This window comes from Winogradskyella litoriviva, assembly GCF_013249065.1.
Lineage (GTDB): Bacteria > Bacteroidota > Bacteroidia > Flavobacteriales > Flavobacteriaceae > Winogradskyella > Winogradskyella litoriviva.
On record NZ_JABRWQ010000006.1, the window covers coordinates 63,962 to 82,345 of the forward strand.

Sequence of the window (18,384 nt, forward strand, 5' to 3'; positions counted from 1 at the left end):
ATATGAATTAAAATTTTATTTTAACTTTTGCTTCCTTAATATTTTCAAAAGTAACAATTGCTGTTTTTGTAACTGTTACCTTCCCTTTCCCTACGGGTTTTGGTTCTCTTGCTTTCCAGCTCAAAACTACATCGTTCTCATTTACCTCCTTAAGTTCTCCTTCAAAATTTTGACTGTCTAAAGTCTTAATTTCTAAATTTCTGCCAATATGCTTGTTATATTGTCTTGGCAAAACTAAAGGTGAAGCTGCACCCGATGACAAAACTTCTAAAGAAAAATCATGTTCTTCTCTATCAATGTTATGTTCTATAGCTCTACTTACAAACATACAATCTTCAACCAAAACGCCATTATCGCCATCAATAACTATCTTAACCGCATTGTCTGCTGCAACACTAAAATCTATTAAAAACAAATCTTGCCTTTCTTTTAATGCTGTTTGTAATAAGTCTTCTACTATTTTTTTAAACATTTCTTGATATAAAAAGAGAGGACTTTTCGTCCTCTCGCTTATTTATTTTAGTAAATAACGGTGCAAATATACGATATTTATATTAAAGTATACAAGCTTCGTAATACGGAATTATTTTCTTAAATTTATTGAGACTAACTTAAACCAATTATATATGAATAAAATATTAGTTCCAACAGATTTTTCTGAACAAGCCGGAAATGCATTAAAAGTAGCTGCCATGATTGCTAAAGCGCAAAATGCAGAAATATATTTATTGCACATGATGGAGATTCCGTTGCAACAAACTGACCAAGGTAGTGCTCAAAGCGATATTCCGGAAACCTTATTTTTTATGAAATTAGCCCAAAAAAGATTTGCAAACCTTTTGGCTGAAGATTATTTAGAGGGTATTACTGTTCATGAAACCTTAAAAGCTGATATTACATTTAATGAAATTAAAGATGCATGCAAAGAATTTGATATCGATTTAATTGTGATGGGTTCTCATGGAGCTTCTGGTCTTACGGAAATGTTTATTGGATCTAATGCCGAAAAAGTAGTAAGAACATCTGATGTACCTGTGTTAGTTATTAAAAACGAGCATACTAGTTTTGATGTTACTGATTTTGTGTTTGCTTCTGATTTTAAAAACGATAATAAAGAAACTTATAAAAAAGCCGTAAAATTTGCAAAAATGTTTGGCTCTAAAATTCATTTACTTTTAGTTATTACATCGAATAACTTTATGACAACTTATGAGGCTAAAACAAGAATTAAAGATTTTATTGACGGACAAGATTTTGATAATTACACCACAACTATACATAACGATCACACTGTTGAACATGGAATTTTAAATTTCGCTGAGGACATTAATGCAGATTTAATTGGAATCAGTACACATGGAAGACAAGGTATTTCTCATTTCCTTAACGGTAGTATAAGTGAAGATTTAGTTAACCATGCCAAACGACCAGTAATTACATTTAAGATTTAAATACAAATACTTTACATAAGAAAAATCCTAGGCATTTTAGTTTAGGATTTTTTCATTTAGGCTGGCTTACTATTTTTTCTTCTCACTTACACAGTACTTTAAATTGTAATATGTTTTCAATTTATTTGCATCAGTAAGAGCTTCTTAGACTAAGAATACAGTACTTAAAATAAAAAAATCCTAACTCATAAATGAATTAGGATTTAAATTTCAGTTGGCCTACTAGGTTTCGAACCTAGACTCTTCGGTACCAAAAACCGATGTGTTAGCCAGTTACACCATAGGCCAATCTTTCAATTGAGGCTGCAAATTTAATAGAAAGTTTTAGTTAGACAAAAAAAAAGTGCAAAATTATTTAAAATACTTAACGTTAACTTAAAAATGTAGGCGTTTATGTAATAATTAGTAAATTCGCCTGCATAAATAACTAAGGTTTTCATGATAGAATTTAACTTTAAAAAGTGGAACAACATTTTAGGATGGTTTGTATTTGCCGTTGCCGTTGTAGTTTACGGACTTACTATTGAACCAACAGTAAGTTTTTGGGATGCAGGAGAATATATTTTAACTTCATCAAAACTGCAAGTAGGTCATCCTCCAGGAGCACCATTATTTCAAATGTTTGGAGCATTTTTCTCCATTTTTGCATTAGAGCCATCACAAATTGGAATGATTTTAAACATGATGAGTGGTGTTGCAAGCGCATTTACCATTCTTTTTATGTTTTGGACTATTAGTTTACTGTTAGTTAAACTATCTAACTATAACAAAGACGATAATCCAGGCAAAGCCTATGCTATTTTAGGTAGTGCTTTAGTTGGTAGCTTAGCATTTACTTTTACAGATTCTTTTTGGTTTAATGCTGTTGAAACAGAAGTATATGCCATGGCCACTTTAATAATGGCTATTTTATTTTATTTAGGTTTACGTTGGGAGCAAGAAATGAATGAACCGAGAGGAAATCGTTGGTTAATTTTAATAGCATTTGTTATTGGTTTATCTTTTGGTGTTCACTTTATGGGCTTATTAACCATACCTGCTATTGGACTTTTATATTACTTTAAAAACTACAAAACCATTACGGTAAAGAATTTTATTATTGCCAACATAGCTTCTGCTGCTATATTGCTATTTATATTTAAATTACTATTACCTTCTACCCTTAAGCTTTTTGGTTATTTAGAAGTGTTTTTTGTGAATTCAATTGGCTTACCTTTTAATTCAGGAACTATTATTACTGGCTTAATGGTTATAGCCTTATTTTATTTTGGGTTAAACTTTACACGAAAAAAAGGGTATAAACATATTAATACATTAGTACTCTGCTTAATGTTTATTTTCATAGGATTCTCTTCTTGGATGATGCTTCCTATACGTGCCAACGCACAAGTTGTTATTAATGAAAATAATCCATCGGATGCTAGAGAGCTTTTAGCCTATTATAATTTAGAGCAATATCCTGAAACTCATCTTTTTTATGGTCCTCAATTTACGGAAGCTTATTCTGGTGCAGATAAAGATGAACCCTTTGTAGATGACAAAAAGAATTTTGAAAAAGATGAAGAACTAGGAGAATATGTAATTATAAACGATTGGGAAAAAAGTAAACAAAATTACAACCATGAACATGCTTCAATTTTACCAAGAATGTGGAGTGCTGAACATGCTGAAAACTACATGATGTTTGCTGGTTTAATTGAATTTAAAGCAGACCCAACGTTACAAAGACGCGCATACAATGAAGCCATGAATGCTGGTGTATCTGAAGAACAAGCTGCTCAATATGCCTTACAAGAAAAACAACAGATTGACCAATTGGTCAATAATTTTAAAATGCGTGTAGATAATGGCGAAATGGATTATGAAGATTATAATCAGTTTTTAAGCCAATATGGGCAACGATACTTAGAAGTAGAAAAACCGTCTTTCTTTGACAATATTATGTATATGTTTCAATACCAATTTGGATATATGTATTGGCGCTATTTTATGTGGAACTTTACTGGAAGACAAGATGATATACAAGGAAAATATACTTGGGAAAATGGCAACTGGATTTCAGGTATAAATTTCATTGACGAACTGCATACAGGTATGTCTCAAGATAATTTACCTACAGATGTATTAGAAAACAAAGCTCGAAACACATACTATTTCTTACCGCTTATATTAGGATTAATAGGATTTGGCTTCCTCATGTTTTCGGATCTAAAACGATTTTGGGTTTTATTAGTCTTCTTTTTATTAACTGGTTTAGCCATTCAGTTTTATACTAACGTACGTCCTTTTGAGCCTAGAGAAAGAGATTATTCTGTAGTTGGATCCTTCTACGTCTTCGCGATATGGATAGGTTTTGGTGTTTATGCGATCTATGATTTATTAAAATCGAGCTTTAAGACTAAATTATTAGCGCCAATTATTACACTTGCTTGTATTGTAATTGTTCCTGGTGTGTTAGCCGCAAATAACTGGGATGACCATGACCGTTCCGGTAAGTACACTACAAACTCTATGGCACGTAAATATTTAGAATCTTGTGCACCAAATGCAATTTTATTTACTATTGGCGACAACGATACTTTTCCGCTATGGTACCTGCAAGAAATAGAAGGTGTCCGCAGAGACGTACGTGTTGTTAATACCAGTTTATTTCAAACGGACTGGTATATTGATCAGATGAAACGTAAAGCTTATGATAGTGACCCTATTCCTTCTCAGCTTACACACAAACAATATCGTGGCGGCACAAGAGACGTTGTAGCTTACAAAGAGATTAGTGAAAAAATTGCAAGAGACACATTAGACATAAAACAATTTATGGAGTTTGTATCTAGCGAAAAACCGAATACAAAAGTAAAGTTTGCTGTAGAAGTACAACAAGATGACCCTGAACGATACCCAAAACATTTATTAAATTCTAATTACTATCCGTCGCGTAATATTTCTATTCCGGTTAATAAAGAAATGGTGCTAAAAAAAGGTATAGTAAAGCCAAAAGATGCCGATAAAATAGAAGATTATCTTTTTACCAGAATCAGTGGAGGATATCTCTATAAAAACCGTCTTTTAATGTTAGACATTCTTGCCAATAACAACTGGGAGCGACCAATATACTTTACAGGTGGCGCTTTTGGTGCAGAAGACTATGTATGGCTTAAAGATTATTTACAACTCGATGGAATGTGTTACAAACTTGTACCAATTAAGACAGCTGTAGACAAAGCTAACCCTTATGATATGGGAAGAGTAGATGCGGACTTAATGTATAATATGGTTAAGAATTGGAAATGGGGAGGAAGTGGAGAAGACATGTATTACGACATAGAAACAAGGCGAAACGGAATTACATATAGAGGCAATATAGCACGTTTAATTGAACAACTCATCAATGAAGATAAATTAGATAAAGCCGAAGAAATTGCTGATATAGCAATGGAGAAAATGCCAGTAGATAAGTTTGGATTTTACTCACTACTTGAACCTTATGTAAGTGCTTATTATGAAGTAGGGAATCTAGAAAAAGGACGAGCGCTTTATAAAGATGTGGCTAAAAAATATCAGGAAAACTTAGCGTATTACAGTAGTCTTCCGTTAAAAGATCAAGAACGCGTGGTTGGTGAAGAGATTTATTTAGACATACAACGTTATAGATCATTAATTGACATTTTAGTTATATATAACGACCAAGATTTTGCTTTACAAGAAACAAAGACCTTTAATAGCTATTTAAGCTTATTTGATGAGCTTATGGCGCTTTACGGAAATGACGTAACTCCTGAAGTACCAGAAGATGTGGACATACAAAATGCAATAAAAGACACTATTGATAAGATTGCTCCAGAGAAATAATAAGAGATGCAGATTATACCAGCTAAAACACCAGACTTTGTAAAAACATTGTTTCCTAATTTTATCTGGAATATCAACACCAACAAAAAAGAAATATATTTAACTTTTGATGATGGCCCAACACCTAAAATTACAGATTGGGTCTTATCTACATTAAAAGAATATAACGCAAAAGCAACTTTTTTTTGTATTGGAAATAATATTGATAAGCACCCACTAATTTTTCAAAATATTATTGAGCATGGTCATTCTATTGGTAATCACACTTACAACCATTTAAAAGGTTGGAAACATAATACCCAGGATTATCTAGAAGATGTTGAACAAACTAAAATCTTAATAGAATCAATAATTGAAAAACATAAGTATTCAAATAAAAATCTATTTCGTCCTCCATATGGTAAGGTTAGAACTAAGCAAAGTAAACAAATACAATCGTTAGGTTATAAAATTATAATGTGGGATGTTTTATCCTTTGATTGGGATAATTCTGTATCTGAAAAAACATGCTTAAACAATGTTATTTGTAAAGCAAAAGAAGGAAGTATTATTGTTTTTCATGATAGTATTAAAGCTTCACGAAATTTAAAATATGCCCTTCCAAAAGTTTTAGATTATTATAGCAAAATGGGATATAGCTTTCTAAGTATTAATCTATAATAACTACGTTTAATTTATTTTAAATGTATTCTTGAACAATTTCAATGAGAGTATTGGCATCTTGCATACCGCTATGACGCCATTTCATTTCGCCATTTTTATAAATTATTAAAGTTGGTAAACCTTTTACTCGTAAAGCTTCTGCGAGCTCTTTGTTTTTATTGACGTCAATTTTAATCACTTTAACTTTATCACCTAAACCCGCAGCAACATCTCTAAGAACAGAATGCATAGCACTAGACTCTTCGTTTAACTCGGTATAAAAATCCAAAAGTACCGGAATTTCTACATCTATTAACTCCCCAAATTTTGACATACGTTTGTTTTTTGGTCTACTAAATTTGTACTTCTAATATAGTCATCAACTTCTTAATCTGTTGCTAACATTTTAGTACCTAATATATAAAAATAAGCAATTCTTTGCAATTATGCCAATTTGAGTATGTAATGTTAATTTAAGCTATTCAATTACAATACGCTTATCTACCAATTAAACACTTTTTGTACCTTTTTTGAGCTCTATCACAGTAATTTCTGGCCAAATACCAACGCGACCAGGATAACCTAAATAGCCAAATCCTCTATTTACATTGATGTGCTGACCTAATTTTGTGTATATACCAGCCCATTGCTTATATCTCCATTTTGAAGGACTCCACTTTATCCACCCAGGAATTTCAATACCAAACTGCATACCATGCGTATGTCCGCTTAACGTTAAATGAAAATGATATGGGTCTTTAAGAACTTTAGCTTCCCAATGGCTAGGATCATGTGACAATAAAATTTTAAAATCTTCAGCACGTACTTGAGATTTGGCCTTTTCTAAATCACCAGCTTGCTTAAATCCAGCTGTTCCCCAATTTTCCACACCTATTAAAGCTAATCGTTCATTACCTTTTTTGATATATCGACTTTCATTTAATAATAAATCAAATCCTATTTCTTTTTGAATTTGTTTTAAATCTTCGAGGTTTTGATGCTTAGCTTCAGCTGTATCCCAATCTACATAATCACCATAATCATGATTACCTAAAACCGAAAACTTACCATCTTTAGCTTTTAACCTTCCAAAGGTATCTTTCCAAGGTATCATTTCAGAAGCTTTATTATTTACCATATCTCCAGTAAATAGAAGTATATCTGATTTCTGTTTGTTAATTAAATCTATAGCATATTCAACTTTTTCTTTATTATCAAAACTACCAGAATGAATATCGCTAATCTGTGTAAGTTTATAACCATCAAAAGCATCTGGTAAATCTTCAAAATGAAGGGTATAATTAAGCACTCTAAAATTATATTTACCTCTATACATACCGTATAGTAAGGATGAAAAAGGAATTGCAGCCAAACCCAGTGCAATTTGACTTACAAATTTTCTGCGAGAAGGCATATAATAACCCTCATTTTTACTGGTTACTTTTTCGTACAACCCTATTAATCCTCTAACAATATCTTCTCCAAATAGTATTGGTAGTATTACTAAATTGAAAGCCATAAAGGTGAGTAAAAAGCCAAAGGCATAACTCTTTTGAAGTGTTAAAACTCGACCATCATTAATCATAGTAAATTGTACTATAAAATTCCCTACCACTGCAACAGCAACCGCAAAAAATATAAAGTAAACCCAGGTTTGCTTCGTCACTGTTCTAATAGCTTGAAAACCATAAATGGTGAGTATTACAAAAAGAATGGCAAATATTATCCAGCGAATCATCTAATTAATTTAAGCTTACAAATTTAATAATATGAATTTCGAGTTATCTTATTAAATTGTTAAAGGTGGAATTTGTTGGAATTTAAAGCTACAGGTTTTGCTGTAAATCTACAGTAATGAGATATAGATTTGAATAATATTTTTATTGGAGAAATCTTACTATTTACTAAATTAGCTAAACACATATGATTGTTCTATTGGCTCAATTATCACGAAAAGAATAGCTTAGAGAATCTGCTACGTCGTCGTTCTGCAACAGTTATCAATTGGTTGTTTTTCATTTTTAATATACCGGTTTTTCTATTATAGGTTTTTAAATGTTCCGTATTAACCAGGTAAGATTTATGCACTTTATAAAAATGGCTATCTTGAAGTAAATTTGTATAGTGCTTCAAGGTTTTTGAAGTTGTAATTTTAGTCTTATCCAAAAGATAAATGTGAGAATAATTGCTATCTGATGCAATAAATAAAATGTCTTTTGAGTGGATTTTATATTTTTTTTCAATAGTAGCGATATGTATCCATTTATAACCGTTTGTTCTTATTAAATTATGTTCTAGACTCTCTAATCTAAGCAAACGTTCTTCTTCACTTACTCTATCATTCATTCTACTCAATGCTTCCCTAAATTTTTCTGAATCTATAGGCTTCAACAAAAAATGTAATGCAGAATATTCAAAAGCCTTAACCGCATATGTATTATGGGCAGTAACAAAAATGATATTAAATTTAATATTTGGCAGAAAAGCTTTTAAATAATCGAATGCGGTTTTTTTATCTAAAATAATATCTAGAAAAACAAGATCTGGTAATAACAACTGTGTTAAACTAATAGCTTCTTCCACCGATTTTGCAGTTCCACAAAGTGTATAATTTTTGTATCCCTTTAAATTATCAACTAATACATTTATTGCGTGTTGTTCATCATCTATAATAAGAACTTTAATCATACTCATTTAAACATCTTTAGAAATTGGCAGCTCTAGTATGGTACAAATGCCCTCTTCTTTTTCTATAACTTTAATTTTTGCATTAGTGCCTTTTCTCTTATTAAGTAAGTTTATCCTATTTTTAACACTACTTGTACCAAATGATTTATCACTAAAAAGGTTTTCTTTGTTCGGATTTAAGCCTACTCCATTATCTTCAATAGTACAAATAAGTCTATCTCTTTCTTCGGTAAATGTAATCTTAAGTATACCTTCTTTTTTTGGTGAAAGTCCGTGCCAAATACTATTTTCTATAATAGGTTGTAACAATGCAGATGGCACGTATAGCTCTTCTAAATCTATATTATTATTTACATTAATACTATAAGTAAATGTATTATTCAATCGTTGTTGCTCAAGCTTAATATAGCTTTCTAAAAAAGTAATTTCATCGCTGAGATTAACTTCATCTTCTTCAGAATTATCTAGTATTTGTCTCATCATTACAGAGAATCTTGCCAAATAATTACTTGCTTTACTTTTTTCGTTCTTTAAAACAAAATCATTAATGGAATTAAGCGTATTGAAAATAAAATGAGGATTCATTTGTACTCTTAATTTTTGAAGTTCTGCTGTAACTATTTCCTCATTTAGCTCAGCTTCTTTTTTACGTCTCAATATTATAAAACCAGTACTAAAAATACCAAGTAAAAAAATACCAGCACCTATGCTTAAATTTCTATTTATAATTTGTTGTTCTATTTCTGCTTCTTGTAAAATTTTATCATTTTCAAAATTCGCTTCAAGAATTGCTCTTTCCTTATCATATTCATACCTAGCCTTAATGGATGCCAAATCTTCCATTTTTTCATCAGAAAACAAACTATCTTTAATTTCTAAAGCGTCTTTTATTTCATTATAAGCTAACTTATGGTTTCCTAATTTATAGGATGCTTTAGCAAGTCCTAATTTTCCGAATAAAATTGCTCGTTTATCTTCTATTTTTGTTGCAAAATAAACGGCAGAATCAAAATGTTTTTTAGCCTCTAAGGTTTCTCCTTGTTTTAGTTTTATAGTCCCTAAATGCTCCTCTACTATAGAAAGACCATTGAAATCCTTTAATTCTTTGTGTAATATGTTAGCACTATCTAAATATGTTAAAGCCTTATCTAAATCCCCTAAATGAGAATAAGTATTTCCAATATTTGTAAAGCTACCTGCTATGTCAGCTTTATTATTGGTTTGCTTTTTCATTGCATAAGACACTTTATAGATGTCCATTGCTTTTTGAAACTGCCCAAGTTTAGTATAAATATTACCTATATCATTATATTGATTAGATAACCCTCTATTAAAACCATGCTTTTTATAAATCTCTACACATTTATTGTGGTATTCTATGGCTGTATCATATTTAGATAATTTTTGATAAAGCAACCCTAAATCTCCCATAATACTTCCATAATGCATTGTTTTCTCATTACCACTTAATTCTAGTAGTGTTGCTCCTTTTAAAAATGCATCAAGAGATGTTTTATAATTTCCTAGATATATGTTGCTTTGTCCTATTCTACCTAAGATATATCCCATTAACAACGTATCATTACTCAAAGTAAAGCTTTCCATAGCACTTTTATAATCTTCATTTGCCTTATGATAATTGGATCGTTGCGAATAATACATACCTCTATTGAGGACTAAAAATGGCAACGCTCCCTTACTATCAATGTTTCTATAGATGTATTCTGCCTTTTTAAAAAATGATAGCATTATAGAGTCATTTCCAAGATTTTTATGATTTAACCCTTTATATTCATAGGCCTTACCAAGCTGTAAGGAATCATTATTTGCTATTGCCAGTTTAACGGATTCATCTAATTTTTTAAGTCCTTGTTCTGGATTTGATCTAGCGTAATAGTAGCCTAACCAATTAAGGTTTTCCACTTTAGTTTTACCATTTGTTGGATTAATAAGTTGTTGTTCTAAGGAATCTATTACTTTTTGTTGTGCTTTAATAGTATTTGCAAAAATTAGAATGAAGATAATAAAAATGCATTTTATATTCATTGGAAATGAGTTGGTTAGGGTAGTGAACCACTAATTTATATCTTTTTTATTAAAAAACACTTCGAATTTGAAAAATACCTAATTAATTGTGCGTAAACTAATTAGATATATGCGTTAACTAAGTTAAATACAGATCTACACTTAATCTTTATATTTTTAAGATTAGCTATTAATCACAATTCTTATTGACAAAGCAAATAATATATATTGGCTTTAATTCTTTATAGGGATTTCTTATTTACTTAACATGAAAAACATTGCGTGCTCGACATTCCTTTTAATATCATTTTTATTATCCGTTAAATCATTTAGTCAGAATAACAGTATTGGCGGCATGTTTAACGACAGTTGGAGTAAAATATCTTACATGGTAGATAAACAACCTGTCTTTAATGTATTGGAAACCAAGAATATTATTATTTCAGAAATTGTTAATAAGGTAAACCGAAACGATAACCATACGGTAGATATTTATGATGAATTCGTAGTTCAAGTAACAAATATTGACGGATTAAAACTTATTGACAGAGACAAAACAAGAGCATTACTAAAAGAACTCAACTTTCAACAAAGTGGTAAAGTAGACGAAAACCAAATCCGAAAAATCGGAAAGTTCTATGGTTCTGGTTTAATTATTTTTGGTCGTATACAAACGGATGATTTTTCTCAAAGTGTAGAAAAAAACAAAACTCTAATTGGAGGTAATGGTTGCCCAAGTCAAAGACGCGTTGGAGTATATCGCTTAGATGTAAACCTTAAAATAATTGATTTACAAACAGCAGAAGTACTTTTCTCTAAAACCTTAACATCTAAAATAAAAAAGAAAGGACCAAAATACAATTGCGAATATCCACCAAGCCTTAACTCAGTAGAATTTTTACAATCAGCAAAAGAAGACATCGGGTTACAGTTTAAAGAATTATTTACAGTGCATCAAAAAGAATATGAAATCAATTTTCAGACCCATCGCAAATTTAATAATGACTTAAAAAAGGCAATAACCCTTTTAGAAATAGATGATTTTGAAGGCGGTTATTCAATAATAAAAGAAATTCCAACAAAATTAAAAGACGATAAAGCAAAATCGTTTGCCCTTTACAATTTGGCTAAAATGCAATTATTTAATGGAGAAGATGCCAATAGTCTAAAAAATGCCAAAGAAGCCTACTTGCTTAATCCCAAAAATGACGCATGTTTAGATATAATCAATGCATTAAAGTAAGTATTTAATTTCTTAAAAAATAAAAGCACTTTTATATGAAAAAAGCATTTCTCTTACTATTTACATTCACAATCATTTCTTGTGGTTCTGAGAACCTGAGTAACTCTAAAGCAGAAGACATAATTTCAGATTGTTTAGAAAAAACACCTCAACAACGACAAGAGTTACTAACTCTGGGTAAAGCAACTTTTAGCACAAAAGATTACGATGTAAAATTATTGAATAACTATTTACAACTAAAAGAAGAGGGTTACATAGAAATGGAACTCATAAAAGAAATTACCAAAGGATATAGAAAAGGCTCTAAAGAATACAACATTAAACTCACGGACGATGCTATTGACTACATTATTGAATCTAATGAAAGATCAGCATTTGTAAAAACCTTTATTTATAAAGTAGACGAAGTGTTAGAAGTACAAGAAACACCTGCCACTAATACAGCAAAAGCAAAGGTTAAATTTGAAGCAAAAGACATTACACCTTTTGCTATTTTATCTAAAAAAGACCCAACCGAGTTTTGGATTAAAGATTTTAAACTCACCAAAACTAGTAATGGTTGGAAGTATTGTGATAATTTTTAACAAAGTAATTACTTTATAATATCACTTTAAAAATTAAAATAATTAATTCATATCACGTTTTTATATAAATTCTTATTAAAAAAATAACAAATGAAAATATCACTTTTAAAAACCCTTTGTATCATTCTACTTTCAAGTCTATTTTTAGCAGCATCATGCTTTAGTGATAATGACAATGAAAATGATGATTTAGATTGCGAAAATGAAGAAAATCTAGCACTACCTGCTGATGACATGACCGAGCTATGGATTGCTAACATTACTAGAGCTACTATTAGCGATCGCCTTGCAATTACTGACGGAAGAAAGTCACCAATTCACGGTAATGAAATATACCGTAATAACCTTGGGTTAGAAAATAATATGTCAATTTTTTCAATTTCTGGCGGTAGTTATAATACCGATGGCACTTATCCTAAAACAACAGATAACGCTTACACTGCTTATAGTTTATATGATTTAGAACGAAATAATATTACTATATCATTCGTTTTTTGCGATGAATCTATAGCCAACGCAGAATTAATGGTAAATGAACCTATATTTTTTGACAATCAATCTTGGATTCTACCTTATGAAAACAATTCAATTCGTATTATAGAACAAGGTAGCTTAACAATAACAGCTAAAAGTGAAAGATTACAAGATGAAATTCCACCATTAGGAAAAGACATAAACAATAATGCTTTAGAAACATTTAGGTTTAACAGTGAAGACATGACATACAGCTATGACTGCGTAGAATATACTAACCATGAGCTAAACGCCCTTAAATATGGCCCTAATGCTGTTAGTGACAACGTTTTGTATCCCATAGATATCACTCATAGTGAATTAACTGAAATGCTAGGAACTGAAAACAACGTATTTCCAATTAAAATAATTGAAACAGCTCTTGTACAAGATGGAGTGAGAATAGAACCTGTTGCACAACCACCAAATTTTTAACAGATTACTGTAAAAATCTTAAAACCACCTAATAGTCAACCGAGCCAATTTCTCTTTAAAACTAGAATATGGCGGAAACAGCAATTCTGTTACACCAAACGTATGCTGTTTTAAAACGGAACGTTCATTACTAAAAGCTCTAAAACCATCAAAACCGTGGCTTTTACCTATTCCGCTATTATTTACACCACCAAAAGGTAAGTTGTGGTTAGCATAATGCAATACACTATTATTAATACAGGTACCTCCTGCTCTAGTATTATTTATAATTTTGTTAGTATTCCCTTTGCTTTTACTATAAATATAAAGCGCTAATGGTCTTGGTTTGGAGTTAACATAAGCAATAGCCATGTCTAAACTATTATAGGTTACTATGGGTAAAATAGGCCCAAAAATCTCTTCTTCTAATAATTTTGCTTCAGGTTTTAAATCTGAAATAATCGTCGGTTCAATATATTTTGAAGTTCTATTTGTTTCTCCACCAACTTCAAATTTAGCCTCTAAAGTTTTTGCGTTTTCTAGATAAGCATTTAAGCGTTCAAAATGTTTGTCAGTAACAATTCTTCCATAAGAATCTGATTTTTTTGGATTGTTATTATAATAAGTTTGAAGCCATTTTTTACAAGATTCAATAAATTCAACTTTTATACTTTCATCTATCAAAACATAATCTGGAGCAACACAAATTTGGCCACAGTTTAAGAATTTTGCCCACATTATCTTTTTTGCTGCTTTATCAATGTTAGCTGTTTTATCAACTATGGTTGGTGATTTTCCGCCAAGTTCTAAAGTTACAGATGCTAAATGCTTTGCAGCTGCAGTCATTACTATTTTACCAACTTGAGGTGATCCTGTAAAAAAGATATGATTAAATGGCAATTTTAATAATTCGGTAGATGTTTCAACCTCACCTTCAACCAATGCTACCTCATCCTCATCAAATACATCTTCTATTATTTTAGCCATTAAAGCTGAAGAATTCGGTGTCATCTCAGAAGGTTTTATAATTGCTGTGTTACCCGCTGCAATTGCAGACACTAATGGTCCAAAGGTAAGATTAAAGGGAAAATTCCAAGGTGATATAATTAAGCAAACTCCTTTAGGTTGAAATGTAATATGAGAACTAGACCCTAACATAGACATTGGCGTACCTACTTTATGGTTTTTCATCCATTGTTTTAAATGCTTTTTGGCATGTTTAATATCTCCTATTATTGCGTAGATTTCAGTAAGCTCTGCTTCTACTACTGGTTTGCCTAAATCTTTTAATAATGCATCTTGAATTTCTAATCTATATGTTTTTTCAATCGCTGTTTTTAAAGCATCTAACTTTCTAATTCTTTCTTTAGAGTTACTATTCCCAATATTGAATTGGTTTTGTTGTTGTTTAGAGAACAATTCAAAATAACAATTATTAATCAATTCATTCATATACTAGTAGTGTTTAAAGGATATAAAAGCCAATAACATGTATTTTATCGATATTATTCTAAAAGGTGCGTAATTCAACTGATAAAGAATAATTTTCGTCTTCAAATTTAATGCTTTTAAAGGGCTCACAATCCATATTGTGCATTTCGTCGATGTTTTTTGCGGGCAATTACCTGTTAACCATTTATCGACCGCTTTCATCCAAAAATTTTAAGGGCACTCGGATTGTTATGTTTCTTTGACTCGAAGTTAAACAAATATAACTTCCAAAAATTATGAAAAAAGGTTTAGTCATCATATTATTTTTAACAATGTCTTTAGTAGGTTTCGCTCAACAAGATGTAGTTTCTAATAATGAAACTGAACTTGTTGAAACTGTAAAAGCAAAAAAAGCAGAGTCTAAAACAATTAGTATTTCTGCAGAAGTAAAAGCTAAGGTTTTAAAAATGAATCGTAAAAAGAGTAACGAAATTATCAGTATTAAAGCATACAGAAAAAGTCTTCAATTGAAACTTAAAACTGTAAAACTTTGTTAATGTGCTATTAACCAAATATTTTTTAAAAAGCCGAAACGAAAGTTTCGGCTTTTTATTTGTTTATTAATTCATAAATCATTCTTTCATTTCAAGACTTAAGTTTTGTAGTTTTATAAACTTCAAAATTTATAAACATGTCAGACCAAAAACGTCTCTTTCTAGTTGATGCCTACGCACTTATTTTCCGTGGCTACTATGCTTTTATAAAAAATCCAAGAATAAACTCTAAAGGCGAAGATACCTCAGCTATTATGGGTTTTATGAACTCTCTTTTAGATGTTATAAAGCGTGAACGGCCAGACCATTTAGCTGTTTGTTTTGATAAAGGCGGAAGCTCAGACCGTGTAGAAATGTTCGAAGCCTACAAAGCCAACAGAGATGAAACACCTGAAGGTATAAAAACTGCGGTTCCATACATCTATGAGATTTTAAAAGCTATGCATATACCTATCATGGTCAAAGAAGGTTATGAAGCTGATGACGTTATAGGCACTTTGGCAAAAAAAGCCGAAAAAGAAGGTTACCAAACTTATATGGTAACACCAGATAAAGATTTTGCACAACTGGTGTCTGAAAACATTTTTATGTACAGACCTGTTTTTGGTGGTGGTTACGAAACATGGGGAATTCCAGAAGTACAGAAAAAATTTGAAGTTACAGACCCTTTGCAAGTCATTGATTTTTTAGGAATGATGGGTGATGCTTCGGATAATATTCCTGGTTTACCAGGTGTTGGCGAAAAAACAGCTAAGAAATTTTTAGCAGCTTACGGAAGCATGGAAAACCTATTTGCTAATTCGCACGAGTTAAAGGGAAAAATGAAAGAGAAAGTTGAAGCCAACCAAGAACTAGGCTTACTTTCTAAAAAACTAGCAACAATAATGCTCGATGTACCTGTGGAATTCGATGCTAAAGATTTTGAAATGTCTGAGCCAGATGTGCCTAAGGTTACTGAGATTTTTCAAGAGTTAGAATTTAGACGTTTAATCGATAATTTTAATAAAACATTTTCTGCTGAAGCTCAAGCACCAGCAACACAAACTACAGCCAAAACTGAAGCACCTAAAACCACACCTAAAGAAATAAAATCTGCAGGCGAAGGTCAGTTTTCATTGTTTGGAGGTGGTGAACCCTCTGCCACAGAAACGGCAACTGAATTCACTCGTAAAACCGCAGAAACCGCATCGCACTTTTACCAAAGTGTAGCGCCTGGTATGGCAACCAAATTGTTTGTAAAAAACTTAATGAATCAAGCATCTGTTTGTTTTGATACTGAAACTACAGGACTAAATCCGTTAACCGCAGAATTGGTAGGTATTGCATTTTCATGGGAAGTTGGCAAAGGGTTTTATATACCATTTCCCGAAGATAAAACCGAAGCACAAGCGCTTATTGAAATCTTAAGACCATTCTTTGAAGCTGAAAACATTCAGAAAATTGGTCAGAATTTAAAATATGATATTAAAGTCTTAGCAAAATACAATGTCAGCGTAAAAGGCAAGTTGTTCGATACCATGTTAGCGCATTATTTGATAAATCCAGATATGCGTCATAATATGGATATTCTTGCTGAAACGTATTTAAACTACACACCAATTTCTATCACAGAATTAATTGGTAAGAAAGGCAAGAACCAATTGTCTATGCGAGAAGTTCCACTAGAAAAACAAACGGAATATGCGGTTGAAGACGCAGACATCACATTACAACTTAAGGAACATTTTGAAAAAGAATTGGGCGAAGCCAACACCCAAAAATTATTTGATGATATTGAAATTCCGTTAGTTCGCGTGCTTGCAGCAATGGAATTAGAAGGTATAAATCTCGATGTTGAATTTTTAAACTCATTATCAGAAGACCTTAATAACGATATCACCAATCTTCAATCTAAAATATATGAGGTGGCTGGCGAAGAATTTAATATTGCATCGCCAAAACAATTAGGTATCATCTTATTTGAAAAACTAAAACTGGTAGATAAACCTAAAAAAACCAAAACAGGACAATATAAAACTGGTGAAGATATTTTATCGGCTTTAGCCAAAGAGCACGAGATTATTAGAGATATTTTAGAATATCGTGGTCTTGCCAAACTAAAAAGTACCTATGTAGATGCTTTGCCATTACAAGTAGAAGCATCAACTGGTAGAGTGCACACCGATTATATGCAAACCGTTGCTGCTACTGGTCGTTTAAGTAGTAATAATCCTAACTTACAGAATATTCCAATCCGTACAGAACGTGGTCGCCAAGTGAGAAAAGCTTTTGTACCAAGAAACGAAGAATACACCTTACTAGCTGCCGATTACTCGCAAATAGAATTACGAATCATCGCTGCATTAAGTGAAGAAGAAACCATGATTGAAGCCTTTAAGAATGGTGAAGATATTCACGCATCAACCGCTTCAAAAGTATTTAATGTGCCATTAACAGAAGTGACTAGAGAACAACGTAGCAATGCAAAAACCGTTAACTTTGGGATAATCTATGGTGTATCTGCCTATGGACTCAGTAACCAAACCGATTTATCACGTGGTGAAGCCAAAGAGTTAATTGACACGTATTATGAAACCTATCCAAAATTAAAAGCTTACATCAGTAAGCAAGTCGATTTTGCAAGAGATAATGGTTATGTTTCTACCATTTTGGGTCGTCGTCGTTATTTAAAAGACATCAACTCTCGTAATGCTGTGGTTAGAGGCGCTGCAGAACGAAATGCTGTAAACGCACCGATACAAGGTAGCGCAGCAGATATTATTAAAATAGCCATGATTAATATTTTCGATAAGCTTGAAGCTGGAAATTATAAATCTAAAATGCTCTTACAAGTGCATGATGAATTGGTTTTTGATATCTACAAACCAGAACTAGAAGAATTAACCACATTGATTAAAACAGAAATGGAAAACGCCTTTAAAATGGAAGTTCCTCTAGATGTCGAAGTCGATACTGGTTTGAATTGGTTGGAGGCGCATTAATTTATTGTA

General features: G+C 31.5%; 14 protein-coding genes and 1 tRNA gene. 8 read left to right on the forward strand and 7 right to left on the reverse strand.

Annotated elements, in window-relative coordinates:
- Positions 1–7 precede the first annotated feature (7 nt).
- Positions 8–472 (reverse strand): ribosome assembly cofactor RimP, encoded by a 465-nt coding sequence (rimP, locus tag HNV10_RS13650; RefSeq protein WP_173301955.1) that lies wholly within the window; start codon positions 470–472, stop codon positions 8–10.
- Between the two features lie 154 nt (positions 473–626).
- On the opposite strand from rimP, the gene HNV10_RS13655 reads away from it, so the two are divergent.
- A complete protein-coding gene (locus HNV10_RS13655) occupies positions 627–1,451 on the forward strand; it encodes a universal stress protein (protein WP_173301956.1) in 825 nt (274 codons plus the stop codon).
- Between the two features lie 214 nt (positions 1,452–1,665).
- Here the strand turns inward: HNV10_RS13655 and HNV10_RS13660 are convergent.
- Positions 1,666–1,739 (reverse strand) — tRNA-Gln (locus HNV10_RS13660).
- Positions 1,740–1,889: 150 nt separating this feature from the next.
- On the opposite strand from HNV10_RS13660, the gene HNV10_RS13665 reads away from it, so the two are divergent.
- On the forward strand, positions 1,890–5,300 hold the full coding sequence (locus HNV10_RS13665; protein WP_173301957.1) for a glycosyltransferase family 117 protein: 3,411 nt from the start codon (positions 1,890–1,892) through the stop codon (positions 5,298–5,300).
- Positions 5,301–5,306: 6 nt separating this feature from the next.
- Positions 5,307–5,960 (forward strand): polysaccharide deacetylase family protein, encoded by a 654-nt coding sequence (locus HNV10_RS13670; protein WP_173301958.1) that lies wholly within the window; start codon positions 5,307–5,309, stop codon positions 5,958–5,960.
- A gap of 19 nt (positions 5,961–5,979) precedes the next feature.
- On the opposite strand, the gene HNV10_RS13675 is transcribed toward HNV10_RS13670, so the two are convergent.
- From HNV10_RS13675 to HNV10_RS13690, 4 genes are all read right to left on the reverse strand, one after another.
- Positions 5,980–6,276, reverse strand: coding sequence for a thioredoxin family protein (locus HNV10_RS13675; protein WP_173301959.1), 297 nt, complete (start codon positions 6,274–6,276; stop codon positions 5,980–5,982).
- Between the two features lie 174 nt (positions 6,277–6,450).
- Positions 6,451–7,680, reverse strand: coding sequence for a metallophosphoesterase (locus tag HNV10_RS13680; RefSeq protein ID WP_173301960.1), 1,230 nt, complete (start codon positions 7,678–7,680; stop codon positions 6,451–6,453).
- Between the two features lie 209 nt (positions 7,681–7,889).
- Positions 7,890–8,636 (reverse strand): LytR/AlgR family response regulator transcription factor, encoded by a 747-nt coding sequence (locus tag HNV10_RS13685; protein WP_173301961.1) that lies wholly within the window; start codon positions 8,634–8,636, stop codon positions 7,890–7,892.
- The gene (locus HNV10_RS13690; RefSeq protein WP_173301962.1) at positions 8,637–10,676 is read right to left on the reverse strand and encodes a tetratricopeptide repeat protein; all 2,040 of its coding nucleotides are present in this window, start codon (positions 10,674–10,676) and stop codon (positions 8,637–8,639) included.
- Positions 10,677–10,923: 247 nt separating this feature from the next.
- On the opposite strand from HNV10_RS13690, the gene HNV10_RS13695 reads away from it, so the two are divergent.
- The 3 genes from HNV10_RS13695 (at position 10,924) to HNV10_RS13705 (ending at position 13,430) form a co-directional block, all read left to right on the forward strand.
- Entirely contained in the window at positions 10,924–11,898 is a 975-nt protein-coding gene (locus HNV10_RS13695; RefSeq protein ID WP_173301963.1) for a CsgG/HfaB family protein, read from the forward strand.
- 35 nt (positions 11,899–11,933) lie between these two features.
- A complete protein-coding gene (locus HNV10_RS13700; RefSeq protein ID WP_173301964.1) occupies positions 11,934–12,482 on the forward strand; it encodes a hypothetical protein in 549 nt (182 codons plus the stop codon).
- Positions 12,483–12,572: 90 nt separating this feature from the next.
- On the forward strand, positions 12,573–13,430 hold the full coding sequence (locus HNV10_RS13705) for a hypothetical protein (RefSeq protein WP_173301965.1): 858 nt from the start codon (positions 12,573–12,575) through the stop codon (positions 13,428–13,430).
- An 18-nt stretch (positions 13,431–13,448) separates the two neighbouring features.
- Here the strand turns inward: HNV10_RS13705 and HNV10_RS13710 are convergent, their stop codons facing one another.
- Positions 13,449–14,861: an aldehyde dehydrogenase family protein gene (locus tag HNV10_RS13710; protein WP_173301966.1), complete on the reverse strand. Its 1,413-nt coding sequence runs from the start codon at positions 14,859–14,861 to the stop codon at positions 13,449–13,451.
- Positions 14,862–15,136: 275 nt separating this feature from the next.
- Between HNV10_RS13710 and HNV10_RS13715 the strand changes: the two genes are divergently transcribed.
- Positions 15,137–15,397: a hypothetical protein gene (locus HNV10_RS13715; RefSeq protein WP_173301967.1), complete on the forward strand. Its 261-nt coding sequence runs from the start codon at positions 15,137–15,139 to the stop codon at positions 15,395–15,397.
- A gap of 134 nt (positions 15,398–15,531) precedes the next feature.
- On the forward strand, positions 15,532–18,375 hold the full coding sequence (gene polA / locus HNV10_RS13720; protein ID WP_173301968.1) for a DNA polymerase I: 2,844 nt from the start codon (positions 15,532–15,534) through the stop codon (positions 18,373–18,375).
- The last annotated feature ends 9 nt before the right edge of the window (positions 18,376–18,384 follow it).

Coding starts and splice junctions, on each gene's coding strand:
- HNV10_RS13680 (WP_173301960.1), bottom strand. CDS start 7,680: ATGATTCGCTGGATAATATTTGCCATTCTTTTTGTAATACTCACCATT.
- polA (WP_173301968.1), top strand. CDS start 15,532: ATGTCAGACCAAAAACGTCTCTTTCTAGTTGATGCCTACGCACTTATT.
- HNV10_RS13655 (WP_173301956.1), top strand. CDS start 627: ATGAATAAAATATTAGTTCCAACAGATTTTTCTGAACAAGCCGGAAAT.
- HNV10_RS13685 (WP_173301961.1), bottom strand. CDS start 8,636: ATGAGTATGATTAAAGTTCTTATTATAGATGATGAACAACACGCAATA.
- HNV10_RS13710 (WP_173301966.1), bottom strand. CDS start 14,861: ATGAATGAATTGATTAATAATTGTTATTTTGAATTGTTCTCTAAACAA.
- HNV10_RS13670 (WP_173301958.1), top strand. CDS start 5,307: ATGCAGATTATACCAGCTAAAACACCAGACTTTGTAAAAACATTGTTT.
- HNV10_RS13695 (WP_173301963.1), top strand. CDS start 10,924: ATGAAAAACATTGCGTGCTCGACATTCCTTTTAATATCATTTTTATTA.
- rimP (WP_173301955.1), bottom strand. CDS start 472: ATGTTTAAAAAAATAGTAGAAGACTTATTACAAACAGCATTAAAAGAA.
- HNV10_RS13700 (WP_173301964.1), top strand. CDS start 11,934: ATGAAAAAAGCATTTCTCTTACTATTTACATTCACAATCATTTCTTGT.
- HNV10_RS13690 (WP_173301962.1), bottom strand. CDS start 10,676: ATGAATATAAAATGCATTTTTATTATCTTCATTCTAATTTTTGCAAAT.
- HNV10_RS13675 (WP_173301959.1), bottom strand. CDS start 6,276: ATGTCAAAATTTGGGGAGTTAATAGATGTAGAAATTCCGGTACTTTTG.
- HNV10_RS13665 (WP_173301957.1), top strand. CDS start 1,890: ATGATAGAATTTAACTTTAAAAAGTGGAACAACATTTTAGGATGGTTT.
- HNV10_RS13705 (WP_173301965.1), top strand. CDS start 12,573: ATGAAAATATCACTTTTAAAAACCCTTTGTATCATTCTACTTTCAAGT.
- HNV10_RS13715 (WP_173301967.1), top strand. CDS start 15,137: ATGAAAAAAGGTTTAGTCATCATATTATTTTTAACAATGTCTTTAGTA.